Genomic DNA, 12,092 nt, shown 5'->3' on the forward strand with positions numbered 1-12,092 from the left:
CGCCTCCCGATCACAGGGCCTCTTTGTACGCCTCGAGCGTCTCCTCGACGTCCTCCTCGGTGTGGCCGTAGCTGACGAACTGGCACTCGAACTGGTTCTGCGAGAGGAAGACCCCCTGCTCTTTCATCTGGCCCCAGAAGATGCGCCGCCAGCGCTCGGTCTCGGCGTTCTTCACGTCGGCGGCGTTCTTCGGACTGTAGTCGTAGCGCGGGCAGGTCGGGTCCTGCCGACAGCCGGCGGGGCACTGCTCCTCGAGCGAGTCCGGTCCCGGGCCCTCCCTGGTGAAGATCACTTTGAACATGCTGTCGGTGCCGGTGACGGTGTAGCTGGGCGCCTGATCGGCGACGATTTCGGTCAGGCCGCGCCGGAGTTTGTCGCCGAGTCCGTTGACGTGCTCGTAGACGTCGTTTGCCGCGGCGAACTGCAGGGTCTCGAGCCCGGCGGCCATCGTGACGGGGTGACCGGAGAACGTGCCGGCCTGGAAGACGTCGCCGGTGGGTGCGAAGTGCTCGACGATCTCGGCGCGGCCGGCGATGGCGCCGACGGGGAAGCCGCCGCCGACGATCTTGCCGAACGTGGTCAGGTCGGGCGTGATGCCGAACTCGCTCTGTGCACAGCCCAGTCCGCCGACGCGGAAGCCGGTAATAACCTCGTCGAAGATCAGCAGGGAGCCGTGCTCGTCGGTGATCTCGCGCAGGAACTCGTGGTACCCCTCCTCGGGGTAGACGATGCCGTAGTTGCCCAGAATGGGTTCCGTGAGAACCGCCGCGATGTCGTCGCCGTGTTCCTCGAAGACCTCGCGCATCGCGTCCTCGTCGTTGAACGGCACCGGGAGGGTGTGCTCGGCGAACGATTGCGGGATGCCCGCCGAGGAGGGTTTCGGATCGTCGGCGTCGCCTTCGACCAGCGTCGACTCCTGGGCGCCGTGGTAGCCCCCTTGCATGACGACGATCTTGTTGCGCCCGGTGTAGCCGCGCGCGAGTCGCACGGCGGAGGTTGTGGCTTCGGTCCCCGAGTTGACGAAGCGGATCTTCTCGACGCTCGGGACGTGGCGGGCGACGAACTCCGCGAGGTCGACCTCGACTTCGGTCGGCGTGCCGTACATCGGCCCCTCGCTGGCTCGCTGCTGGATCCCCGCCCGCACGGGGTCGGGAAGGTCGTGGCCCAGCAGGAGCGGGCCCAGCCCCATCACCCAGTCGACGTAGCGGTTGCCGTCCGCGTCGATCACGTGGCCGCCCTCGCCCTTCCGGACGAAGAACGGGTACGGCTCGATCGCCGCCCGAACCGCCGAGTTGACCCCGCCGGGCATGACCGAGAGCGCCCGGTCGTACAGTTCGCGTGAGCTGTCGTCGTTCATACTCGAGCCTTGGAAACGGGGCGGGAAAGTAGTACCGAGGTCCGACCGTCGTTATCCGGTCGGCGCGATCGGGTCGCCTCGAGCGGTGGTCGCCCGTCGATTCGGCCGACGGCCGGCACCGTGGGTCGCGCGATGTCGTCCTCGCAGAACTGCGCTATCGGCGTGACGCGCGTGTGACGACCTCGAGTCCCGAACTCAGACGGCGTCCTGTCCGGTCTTGCCGGTCCGGACCTGGTAGGCGTCGTCGACGGGCATCACGAAGATCTTGCCGTCGCCGGGTTCGCCGGTGTTGGCCGCGCCGGCGATGGCATCGACGACGTCCTGAGCCGGAATGTCGGCGACGACGCACTCGATCTTGACCTTCTGATGGAGGTCGACCGTATACTCCTCGCCGCGCCACTGCCCCTTCTTCGCGGGCTGGGAGCCGCGGCCGGAGACGTTAGTGACCGTCAGCGACGGCGCGCCGATCTCGGCGAGGCCCTTCTTGACGTCGCCCAGTTTGTCGGGGCGGATGATCGCGGTGATCATCTTGAGCTCGCCGTCGTTGGGTTTGCCCCCGTCCGTGCGAATGACCTTATCGTCAGTAGTGCGACCGCCGTCGGTCGCGATATCGGGCTGACCGAACTCGGGGTAGGTGTCGACGCCGTGTTCGGAGACGTCGAGTCCGTCACGCTCGTGTTCGGGCGAGACGCGTGCCTGACCGGTGGCCTTGAACACGTACCAGATGAGCGCGGTCATGACGATCGTCCAGCCGGCGATGACGACGACGCCGATGAGCTGTGCGACGAACACGTCTACGCGACTGCCGCTAATGCCGCTCATGTATTCGGGTGTGGCCACGAGCGGGAGCAGCAGCGTCCCGAGGACGCCGGCCGAACCGTGGACCGGGAAGACCGCACAGACGTCGTCGATCTTCAGGTAGTTCTCGACGATGCCGAAGACGATGGGGAGCTGGGCACCGGCGAGGCCGCCGACCAGGAACGCACCCAACCAGCTCGAGGCGTGCGGGATCGCGGTGATGGCAGCCAGGCCGGCCAGCAGACCGTTGGCGACGTACAGGGTATCGACTTTGCCGGTCTTGAACCAGGCGACGAGTCCGGCACCCATCGCACCGCAGGCCATCGAGACGGTCGTCGTCAGGGCGACGCGACCGAGCTGATCGCCGAGGAACGCGCCCTCGCCGATGATCGCCGAAGTACCGACGTTAAAGCCGTACCAGCCGAAGGCGAGGATCAGCGTGCCGAGCGCGGCGAAAGTCAGCGAGTGCCCGGGAATGACGTTCGCGCTCCCGTCGCTGTTGTACCGGTCCATGCGCGGACCGAGGATCCACGCGGCGGTGAGACCGGCGATGCCGCCCATCCCGTGGACGATCATCCCGCCGGCGAAGTCATCGAACACCACGCCGTTGTACGAGAGTAGCCCGCCCGCCCACGTGAGTCCGGTGACGACGGGGTAGATCACCGCAGCCAGCAGGAAGGTGTACGTGACGTACGCGCGGAGTTTCGCGCGACCGGCGACGGCTCCGGAGACGATGGTCGCCGCAGTCATGGCGAAGACCGCACCGTACAGCCAGTCCATCCAGCTCACCGCGTCGCTCCGGAACTGGAACGCGAGGCCGTCTCCGGCGACGAGCCCCTCTACGGTGGCGCCGATCAGGAAGAACACCGTCACGCCCACTGACCAGGTCAGCAGGTTCTTCGTCAACTGGTTGGCGACGTTCTTCGAGCGTACCTGCCCCGCCTCGAGCATGGCGAAGCCGGCGTGCATGAAGAAGATCAGGAACGTGGCGACCAGGATCCACATGTAGTTGATCGAGTCGATCAACATCTCGAGCTCGACTTCGCTCTGCAGGAGCGTCGGCTCCATCAGGCGGTCACCTCGAGTTCGATCGTTTCGTCACCGATGCATTGTAGACGTTTGTCCATGTCTTGTCCGTTCGAGCTCATGGTTGTCTTCTGAATCACGTCTGATTCGGATGGACTATCTTCATATAAGGGTTAGCGTTTATGGTTGTCGAATAAGGGCGTCGTAATAGGCACAAGCGAACAAATCTAGAGGTGATTTAATGTATATAAGGCGATTCGATCTTGTGTATTTCACGAGCCGTGGTTATATATTCGATCTTTGTAAACCAGATAAAACCGGCACTGAGCGGAACACCGGTCTCGAGAGTCCGATTTCGGGGCTCGAGCGGGCCGGTAGCCCTCGCGCGCGGCAGATGTTGCCACCTGTGCGTCCCGGGGAGTGGTGACTGGACGTTCGTCCGAATACTGGTCGTCAATGGTCGGATTCGGCAGTCGTCCGACGCGATCTCACTTCGTTTCGGTCGCCGCCGAGCCCCGAGTATACGGGGACTGTGCGGTCCGTCTACCGCCCGCCGGGCAGTCGCCGCGCGACGTCCTCCGCGAAGTAGGTCAGAATCAGATCCGCACCGGCGCGTTTGATCGAGAGCAGCGACTCGAGGGCCGTCGCCTCCAGATCGAGCCACCCCTTCTCGGCGGCGGCGTGGAGCATGGCGTACTCGCCGGAGACGTTGTAGGCGGCGACGGGGTGGTCGAACTCCCGGCGCACCGCGCTGACGATGTCGAGGTAGGGGAGGGCGGGCTTGACCATCATGACGTCAGCGCCCTGCTCGGCGTCGAGTCGAACCTCGCGCATGGCTTCCCGCGAGTTCGCGGGGTCCATCTGATAGTGTCGGCGGTTGCCGAACGAGGGCGCGCCGTCGGCGGCGTCCCGGAACGGGCCGTAGAAGGCGCTCTCGTACTTGGCCGCGTAGCTCATGATCGGGACGTGTTCGAATCCGTCGCGGTCGAGCGCTTTCCGGATCGTGCCGACCATGCCGTCCATCATGCCGCTCGGGGCGACCATGTCAGCGCCCGCACGGGCGTGCGAGGTGACGATCTTCTCGAGGGCCTCGAGCGCCGCGTCGTTGTCGACGGTCAGCGTCGGTTCGCAGGCCGGAGCGTCCGCGGCGACCCTGCCTTCGCTCCGGAGTTCCTCCTCGAGGGGCCCGCAGTGGCCGTGGTCGGTGTACTCGCAGAGGCAGACGTCAGTGATGACGTAGGCGTCAGTCTCGTCCGTGATCCGGCGCAGCGCCTCCTGAACGACGCCGTCGTCGGCCCACGCGCGGGTTCCGTCGGGATCTTTCGACTCCGGAATCCCGAACAGCATGACGGCTTCGACGCCCGTCTCGAGGACTTCTTCGACGCGGGCGACCGACTCGTCTACGGGAACGCGCTCGTGGCCGGGCATCGACTCGATCGGTATCCGTTCGTCAGCCGTCGCGTCGACGAACACCGGTGCGATGAGGTCGGCGGGCTCGAGGCTCGTCTCGCTGACGAGTCCGCGAACCCGGTCCCGCCGGAGCCGCCGAGGGCGATGTGTGAGGTCCATAGCCGTGTTTTCGACCCGAGTCGCAAAAGAATCTCGTTCATCGCCCGTTGCCGGCGCCGTCGGTCAGTCGGCGCCGCCCTTCCGCTCGGACTGGCGCTGGCGAATGACGGACGCGATCTCCTCGTAGTTGGCCACTCCGCCGAGGGTGAGTCCGGTGAATCGGCCGATGCCGGTCGGAATCACCGCGTGGGAAATCGTGATGTGACCGTGGCCGAGCAGCCGCTCGAGTGCGGAGGCGCCGGTCTGCATCCCGCGGACGTCCTCCATCCACGTCTCGTTCGTCGACTTCGACGAGTGGCCCGTCACGATTACGACCCGTCGATCCGTGACGACGTACGTGACTTTGGTCCGCTGGTACCAGACGTAACCGACGATGAGACCGGCACCGAGTACGCCGAAAAGCAACGCATCGGAGACGGTCGATCCAAGAAAGACCAGTCCCGCGACGATGAGGTGGACGCTCCACGCGGACCACGCCGGCCGTTCGTCGATGAGTATCTCCTCGCCGTCGAGCAGCGGAACGGACGTCGTCCCCTGCTGGATCGTCGATTGCCCCCGCTGGTCACGCGGTGAACTGTTCGATTTCACATCCCTCTCCTCGTCGTAGCTCGTTTGCTCGCTCATCCCAGGTGAAAATCAAAGCAATCCGAAATAAGCGTGCTGGCCATTTCGAACCGAAATCCGCCGCAAGCGTCAGGACAACTCCTCACGCGACCGAGTCGACGCCGTCGAACGCAGCCGCGACCCGATCGATCGCATCCTGCTCCTCGCCACCTTCGAGCGTCGACAGCACGAGCGCGGTCCTGAGCCGCGCCTTCCACGCCGGCAGGTCGCCGCCGGAAACCGCGCCCGCCTCGAGCAGCGTCCGCCCGCCGCCGGGGCCGCCGTAGCGCCCGGCCGTCGTCCCCGCGTGACACCGGGAGGTGAGTACGACGGGGACGCCGCGATCGATCGCCTCCTCGAGCGCCGCGCCGAGTTCGCCGGTCGTGTTTCCGAGGCCGGTGCCCGCGACGACGATAGCGTCGACGCTTCCATCCGAATCCGTGCCGTCCGAATCCGCGCCATTCGAACCCGTATCGTTCGACTCGAGCGCGCACCTGATCTGCCGGCCGTCGACGCCCATCGCGTTCGTGACGATGTCGACGCGGACGTCAGGATCGATTCGGGCGCCGGGGATGGGCCGCGAGTAGCGGCCCGGTTCCCGGAGGAACCGGAGGCCGTTCGGCGTCAGTTCAGCGATCGGTCCCGCGGTCGGCGACGCGAAGGTCTCGAGTTTGCTCGTGTGGGATTTGACGACCCAGCGGGCGGCGTGGACGGCGTCGTTGAACGCGAGATAGCTCCCGCCGCCGGCGCGAAATCGGTCGTGAGCCGCGGCACGGACGGCGAGGAGGAGGTTTGTCGGACCGTCGGTCCCCAACTGGTCGAACGGCCGCTGGGCGCCGGTGAAGACGACCGGGACGTCGGTCTCGAGCGCGAGGTCGGCGTAGTAGGCCGACTCGGCCATCGTGTCGGTGCCGTGGGTGACGACGACGCCGGCCGCGCCCTCGGCCGCCCCGCGTTCGATCGCGTCGACGATCCCTCCGGCGGTCTCGAACGCCATCTGGAAGCCCGATACCTGACAGACGTCGTCGACGTCGATCGAGGCGTGGTCGGCGAGTTCCGGGACGGCCTCGACGAGGTCGTCGCCGGAGACCGACGGCGTCGATCCGGACTCGTCGTCGCCGCTCGAGGTACTCGCGATCGTCCCGCCGGTGCTGACGATGCGGACGTGTGGTTGCATACGAGGCCCTAGACGCGCCCGGATACGTGTCTGTTCGGTTCGGCTGGATCCGAGTCGGACCATCGCTCGAGGTTCGACCGATCGGCAGTACCGACGGCTGTCCCTGCGGTGGGAACTCGCTTCGCCCGTTCGAGTAGCCGCTGTGTGAGGGTGTGGCGCACGCAAGCCGCGTCTTTTCGCCGATGCTCCTCGAGGCACCGCTGTGTCCAACGCCGAGGAAGCGGTCACGGCCCTCGAGGAACTGGGGCTCACGGAGTACGAGGCGCGGTGTTTCGTCGCGTTGACCCGGATCTCGACGGGTACGGCCAAGGAGATCAGTCAGGTCGCGGACGTTCCCCGATCGCGAGTGTACGACACCATCGAGCGCTTGGACCGGAAGGGGCTGGTCAACGTCCAGCAGTCCGAGCCCCGCGAGTATATGGCCGTCTCGGTCGAGACGGCGTGTCGGCGCATCCGCGAGGACTACGACTCGCGGATCAACGCCGCCGAGAACGCCCTCGGTAACCTCGAGTCGCCGGAGGAAGCGGACGACGAGGGGATGTGGGCGATCACCCAGCACGAACACGTTACGGACCGGGTCGTCACCTTTCTGGACGACGCCGAAGAGACGGTCCACTACCTCGTCCCGGCGACCGATGTAGCCGAGCGGCCGATCGTCGACGGGCTGACGTCGGCCGCCGACCGCGGCGTCGCCGTCTCCATCGAGGTCCCAACGGACGACTACCGCGAGGAGTTCTCGGAGTCGGTCCCGCAGACCGAAATCACCGCCTCGTCCGCTCTGCAGTCGACCAGCGAGGTCTTTTCCGAGTGGCCCGCGCAGTTGCTCATGGTCGATCAGGAATCGATCGTCGCCGCGGGTATCAAGGAGAGCGGTCTCCCCGACGTGACCAATCAGGTCGCGGTCTGGACCTACGGTGACGACCACGGCTTTGCCGTCTGGGCTCGCGAACTGCTGGACGACCGCCTCGAGTTCCGCGAGGAGGAGCGAACGGCCGCCGAGTGACGAATTTCGTCCGCTCGTTCGTCCGCTGCGGGTCAACGAGTAAATACTTTTAAGTGCTCGTCCGTGTTTAGGCCTGTTAGCAATGGCCATAGATCCACAGTTCCACGAGAACCGCGACAAAGTCGACGAACACGAGGGCCACGCCGTCTGGGGACCCGTCGACGAACCGGAAGAACTCGGCATCCACGGAACCCACGTCGCGGTCGATTTCGACCTCTGTATCGCCGACGGCGCCTGTCTCGAGGACTGCCCGGTCGACGTCTTCGAGTGGGTCGAGACGCCGGGACATCCGGAAAGCGAGGAGAAAGCGGACCCCGCGAAGGAGGCCCAGTGTATCGATTGTATGCTCTGTGTCGACGTCTGTCCGGTCGACGCGATCGACGTCGACGCCGGACGGACGGCCTGAATCCGTCGACTCGAACCGAGCGCGACGCGACCCGCCGACGTTACTCGGCGCGGTCGACGTCGACTTTCTCCTTCAGCGTCTCGAGCCCGTCGGCTTCGGCGAGCTCCTGTAACCGTTCCCGGAAGTGCTCCTCGCAGAGACCAACCTTGAGTCCCTCCGACTCGGCGGCGAAAGCAGCTTCGCGGTCACAGTAGTGACAGTTCATATCCCTGCGTTGGACCCACGATGCATTGAACCCTCCGCTATCGGCCAGGATTGTATCACGAAACTGCCAACCCCAGTCGGTCGAACTCGTCTCGAGACAGTCCGGCGACGCCGAGTTCGTGCTCGTGAGCGTCGGTGCCGCCGGTAACCAGCAGATCGTGGCGCTCGATCGCCCGCTCGACGATGCCGCGGTCGACGTCGCGCCCGTAGGGGTAGTGAAGTTCGACGGCCTCGAGGTCGTCGTCGGCCGTCAGCGCGAGCGCGGCCTCGGCGTCCCGATACCGAAGAGGGTGGGCCAGCGAGACGAGGCCACCGGCTCCGGTCAGCGCCGCCAGACCGCGCTCGAACGAGGGGACCTCTCGAGCCACGAAACAGGGGTCGCCGCCGCCGATGAGCCCGTCGAACGCGGCCTCGTAGTCGAGATCCACGCCGGGATGGGCATCGACCGCCCGGGCGACGTGGGGCCGGCCGAACCCCTCGTCGACGGTCACGTCGAGGTCGATTCCGAGTCGCGTCTCGACGCAGTCGACGATGGCCTGCCCGCGCTCGACGCGGTCTCGTTGGATGCGCTCGACCAGCCCCTCGAGTTCCGGGGTGGGCTCGACGCCGTAGCCCAGCAGGTCGACCCGCTCGCCGTGGGGGGTTTCGACCCGAAGTTCGATCCCGTTGACGATCGTCACGCCGTCGCGCTCGACGATCGGTTCGTCGAACGGCTGGAGGCGATCGTGGTCCGTCACCGCGACGACGTCCACTCCCCCGCGGCGGGCGGCGTCCGGCACTCCCTCGAGGTCGAGACTCCCGTCCGAGCGCGTGGTGTGGACGTGCAGGTCGGCGTACGGCATGAACACTCGAGTCGAAGGCCGCCGCTCGTAAAGTCGTTTCTCCGCGCCTGCGCCCGGTTTCTCGGGTCCCGCCCCCGTCGGTTCAGCTAATCTCTAGGGTCATCCTAGGACTACTAGGTCTACAGTGCTACTAGGAAACATAGATGGACAATGTTTATAATTATCGTTCACGGAGGATAGGGCGTAATGCTGCTCAACGGCACCGGCGACGTCATCGACGACTACGAGTATCCCGCCACCACCGAGGAACTGATCGACGAACACGGCGATCGAACCCTCGAACTCCCGAACGGGTCCGAGACGGTCGGCGATGTACTCGCCCGCCTCGAGTCCGAAACCTTCGAATCTCCAGAGGACGCGCGCTTCGCTATCTACTCCGCCGTCAGCGACAAGGCCGTCGGCCGCGTCGGCTACAGCGACCGCGACCCGACGCCGGTGGGCAGCCCGTACTCGCCCGACGCGGTTTCCTTCTAGAACCGAACTTTTTTGGCCGGGTCCTCGCTCACTCCGTTCGCTCGAACCCGGCCAAAAAACTTCGATGAAAAAAGGCCGAGCGCGTCGCTTCTCGAGGGCTTCGCTTTGCTCAGCCCTCGCTACGCTCGCGCTCGGTACTACTGCTTGCAGCGGAGGAGTCACCGTTAGCATCCGCGAGCGACCAACGGGAGCGAGCGGGCCAACGACTGATGTGAGCGAGCAGCGCGAGCGAACGGAGGGAGGAGTGCTGTTATACTAAATTTTGCCGAGGGTATGGCGAAGCCGCGCCCGTGGTTCGAAAGGCGCTTCGCGCCTTTCGTCATCACGAGAGAGCTTCGCTTTCTCGAACGACAGAGCAAAATTTAGTTGAAGTTGTCGATGACCGGGATCCCGACCGTCTCGAAGTCGGTCATGGCCTCGAGTTTGTCGCTGACGTCCTCGAGGCCGATCGTCTCGGAGACCACTTTTTCGGGCTCGAGTTTGCCCGTCGCGACCATCCGGAAGATCTCGTCGTAGCGGGTCGGCGGCATCCCCAGCGAGCCGATGAACTCGATCTCCTGCATGACCATCGCGTCGGACGGGAGGGGGATGATCCCCTGTTCCTCCTGAGTCGTGAGGCCGACCTGGATGTGCTGGCCGCGGGCGTCGAGACTCGAGACGGAGTTCTGACTGGTCGTCGCGATGCCCAGCGCGTCCATCGAGACGTTCGCGCCGCCGTCGGTGATTCCCTGCACCTCGCCGGGGACGTCGTCGACGTCCGCCGCGTTGACGGTCTCGACCGCGCCGAGGGACTCGGCCTTCTCGAGTTTTTCGTCCTTGAGGTCGACCGCGACGACGTTCGCGCCGAGCGCGTCGGCGATGTGGACCGCCGAGAGGCCGACCCCGCCGCAGCCGTGGACCGACACCCAGTCGCCGGCGTCGACGTCGGCGCGGTGGGCCAGCGCGTGGAACGAGGTCATGAACCGACAGCCCAGTCCGGCCATGTCGACCGACGAGACGCCGTCCGGGAGCGTCACGAGGTTGTGGTCGGCGACGGGGACGTGGACCTGCTCGGCGAACGCGCCCTGGGCCTGCTCGATGAACCCCAGCGGCATCACGTTCTCGCAGATATTGGAGCGGCCCCGCTGACACCGCGGACAGGACCCGTCGCCGAGGTTGAAGGGAACGGCGACGTGATCGCCCTCCGCGACCCCTTCCACCTCGTCGCCGACGGCCGCGACGCGGCCGGCGGGTTCGTGGCCGAGGATCTGCCCGGGTTGGGTTTCGAGGCCGAGCCATCCCCAGTCGCCCTGCCAGCCGTGCCAGTCGCTCCGGCAGACGCCGCAGGCTTCCAGTTCGACGACGGCTCCGTCCGGCGCCGGCTCCGGCGCGTCGACGTCTTCGATCGATAGCGGTTCGCCGTGCTCCTCGAGGACTGCTGCACGCATAGAGTGTGTATCGCTATCATATCACAAATACCTGTCCGAAACGTCACCGAACCTGAGAGTTATTCCTCGAGGAGCGGTGAGAACGGCTCTGCGAACGGTCGCGGGAGCCGGCGGAGCGCCGGGCGGTCAGTTCAGCAGGTCGATCGCACCCGCCAGATCGAGCGGCACCGACCCCTTGGTGTAGCCCTCGACGTGGCCGTTCGGTCTGACGCGGTAGACGACGGCGGGTCGGTGGCGCACGTCCGGTTGTTCGGCCCGAACGGCGTTCCAGGCCTCGTCGCGGAAACTCGAGCAGTCGACGAAGAGGACGGCGCCGCCGCCGTGTTCCGCGAGTTGGCCGCTGGTCTTGGTCTCGACGGTGTCGCGGACGGCGGCGACGGGGCCGGCCGCCACGCGGTTGTTCGGGGGCTGGGGCCGGGTAACTTCGACGAGGACGTTGGTGCGTTCGTCCTCGGCGCGAAAGTCCAGCGAGTGGCCCGTCGTGACCTCGATTTCGGGCTCGACGTCGTAACCGGCGTCGGTGAGGATCTTCGCCGCGATGAACTCGGCCATCGCGGCGCTCATGCGGACTCGGTCGACGTGGTCGCTGGTGCCGAGTTTCCCCGACATGACGTGTCGGTACTCGTCCAAGACGCCGGTGCCGAGAAAGTCCTCGAAGAAGCGGGTCGCTTCCCGGCGGCCGGCGTCGGGGAAGCCGGCGGCGTGCTCGCGGAAGAAGGCCCGCGTCGACTCGCGGCCGTCCTTGGACATGAATACGGGGAGGAAGAACCACGAGAGGTGCGGGTAGTCGGCCAGCCACGGATCCTCCTCGTGGAGGGTCGCGAGCAGTTCGCGCTGGGTCCAGCGCGCGACGTGATAGGGGACGTCCCGCCAGCCGACCTTGTCGGTCTTCCAGAGTGCGGAGGGCGTCTCAGTGTTGCCCATCCAGTAGGCCTTTTCGCCGTTTCGCGCGAAAAGCGCGACGTCGCCGTTTTGCATCTCGAAGCGGTGCGTCTCCCAGTTCGCGCCGATATCGAACCACGGCGCGACCGCGCGAGCCCCGATGTTCGACCGGAGCGGCTGGAGAATTTCGTGTCGAACCTTCTCCTCGCTCCAGGCGATGGGCGAGTGTCGAAAGCGAAGCGGCCGTGCCACGGGTTCACTACGGAGGCCGACTGCATACGTCTTACGCGTTCCGCGAGCACCGGGTGGTATGAGGGACCGTTA

Annotated in this window: 12 protein-coding genes; 3 read left to right on the forward strand and 9 right to left on the reverse strand. The window is 66.0% G+C overall.

Translation table 11 applies throughout. The features are described from left to right. Window positions 1-10: 10 nt before the first annotated feature. The 5 genes from hemL to J0X25_RS26300 form a co-directional block, all read right to left on the reverse strand. A complete protein-coding gene (gene hemL / locus J0X25_RS26280; protein ID WP_207290496.1) occupies window positions 11-1,357 on the reverse strand; it encodes a glutamate-1-semialdehyde 2,1-aminomutase in 1,347 nt (448 codons plus the stop codon). 195 nt (window positions 1,358-1,552) lie between these two features. Continuing rightward, window positions 1,553-3,223, reverse strand: coding sequence for an ammonium transporter (locus J0X25_RS26285; RefSeq protein ID WP_207290497.1), 1,671 nt, complete (start codon window positions 3,221-3,223; stop codon window positions 1,553-1,555). Between the two features lie 501 nt (window positions 3,224-3,724). Next, entirely contained in the window at window positions 3,725-4,750 is a 1,026-nt protein-coding gene (gene hemB / locus J0X25_RS26290; RefSeq protein ID WP_207290498.1) for a porphobilinogen synthase, read from the reverse strand. A gap of 63 nt (window positions 4,751-4,813) precedes the next feature. After that, window positions 4,814-5,374: a PH domain-containing protein gene (locus tag J0X25_RS26295; protein ID WP_207290499.1), complete on the reverse strand. Its 561-nt coding sequence runs from the start codon at window positions 5,372-5,374 to the stop codon at window positions 4,814-4,816. An 82-nt stretch (window positions 5,375-5,456) separates the two neighbouring features. Continuing rightward, on the reverse strand, window positions 5,457-6,530 hold the full coding sequence (locus J0X25_RS26300) for an asparaginase (protein ID WP_207290500.1): 1,074 nt from the start codon (window positions 6,528-6,530) through the stop codon (window positions 5,457-5,459). A gap of 202 nt (window positions 6,531-6,732) precedes the next feature. Here J0X25_RS26300 and J0X25_RS26305 point away from each other — a divergent pair, with 202 nt between their 5' ends. Further along, complete coding sequence (locus tag J0X25_RS26305; RefSeq protein WP_207290501.1) at window positions 6,733-7,533, forward strand: TrmB family transcriptional regulator; 801 nt, start codon at window positions 6,733-6,735, stop codon at window positions 7,531-7,533. Between the two features lie 82 nt (window positions 7,534-7,615). Next, complete coding sequence (locus J0X25_RS26310) at window positions 7,616-7,939, forward strand: 4Fe-4S dicluster domain-containing protein (protein ID WP_207290502.1); 324 nt, start codon at window positions 7,616-7,618, stop codon at window positions 7,937-7,939. 40 nt (window positions 7,940-7,979) lie between these two features. On the opposite strand, the gene J0X25_RS26315 is transcribed toward J0X25_RS26310, so the two are convergent. Further along, the gene (locus J0X25_RS26315; RefSeq protein WP_006066091.1) at window positions 7,980-8,144 is read right to left on the reverse strand and encodes a DUF6757 family protein; all 165 of its coding nucleotides are present in this window, start codon (window positions 8,142-8,144) and stop codon (window positions 7,980-7,982) included. 55 nt (window positions 8,145-8,199) lie between these two features. Next, window positions 8,200-8,985 carry a PHP domain-containing protein gene (locus J0X25_RS26320; protein ID WP_207290503.1) on the reverse strand — a complete coding sequence of 262 codons (786 nt, stop codon included), beginning with the start codon at window positions 8,983-8,985 and terminating at the stop codon, window positions 8,200-8,202. Window positions 8,986-9,171: 186 nt separating this feature from the next. Here J0X25_RS26320 and J0X25_RS26325 point away from each other — a divergent pair, with 186 nt between their 5' ends. Then, window positions 9,172-9,459, forward strand: a complete 288-nt coding sequence (locus J0X25_RS26325) for a DUF5789 family protein (protein WP_207290504.1) — start codon at window positions 9,172-9,174, stop codon at window positions 9,457-9,459. A gap of 362 nt (window positions 9,460-9,821) precedes the next feature. Here the strand turns inward: J0X25_RS26325 and J0X25_RS26330 are convergent, their stop codons facing one another. Further along, a complete protein-coding gene (locus J0X25_RS26330) occupies window positions 9,822-10,886 on the reverse strand; it encodes a zinc-dependent alcohol dehydrogenase family protein (protein WP_207290505.1) in 1,065 nt (354 codons plus the stop codon). Between the two features lie 126 nt (window positions 10,887-11,012). Beyond that, on the reverse strand, window positions 11,013-12,020 hold the full coding sequence (locus J0X25_RS26335; RefSeq protein WP_207290506.1) for a DUF5784 family protein: 1,008 nt from the start codon (window positions 12,018-12,020) through the stop codon (window positions 11,013-11,015). Between the last annotated feature and the right edge of the window lie 72 nt (window positions 12,021-12,092).

It is taken from the genome of Haloterrigena alkaliphila, assembly GCF_017352155.2.
GTDB classification, from domain to species: Archaea; Halobacteriota; Halobacteria; order Halobacteriales; family Natrialbaceae; genus Haloterrigena; species Haloterrigena alkaliphila.

Coding starts and splice junctions, on each gene's coding strand:
- hemL (WP_207290496.1), bottom strand. CDS start 1,357: ATGAACGACGACAGCTCACGCGAACTGTACGACCGGGCGCTCTCGGTC.
- J0X25_RS26285 (WP_207290497.1), bottom strand. CDS start 3,223: ATGGAGCCGACGCTCCTGCAGAGCGAAGTCGAGCTCGAGATGTTGATC.
- hemB (WP_207290498.1), bottom strand. CDS start 4,750: ATGGACCTCACACATCGCCCTCGGCGGCTCCGGCGGGACCGGGTTCGC.
- J0X25_RS26295 (WP_207290499.1), bottom strand. CDS start 5,374: ATGAGCGAGCAAACGAGCTACGACGAGGAGAGGGATGTGAAATCGAAC.
- J0X25_RS26300 (WP_207290500.1), bottom strand. CDS start 6,530: ATGCAACCACACGTCCGCATCGTCAGCACCGGCGGGACGATCGCGAGT.
- J0X25_RS26310 (WP_207290502.1), top strand. CDS start 7,616: ATGGCCATAGATCCACAGTTCCACGAGAACCGCGACAAAGTCGACGAA.
- J0X25_RS26315 (WP_006066091.1), bottom strand. CDS start 8,144: ATGAACTGTCACTACTGTGACCGCGAAGCTGCTTTCGCCGCCGAGTCG.
- J0X25_RS26320 (WP_207290503.1), bottom strand. CDS start 8,985: ATGCCGTACGCCGACCTGCACGTCCACACCACGCGCTCGGACGGGAGT.
- J0X25_RS26325 (WP_207290504.1), top strand. CDS start 9,172: ATGCTGCTCAACGGCACCGGCGACGTCATCGACGACTACGAGTATCCC.
- J0X25_RS26330 (WP_207290505.1), bottom strand. CDS start 10,886: ATGCGTGCAGCAGTCCTCGAGGAGCACGGCGAACCGCTATCGATCGAA.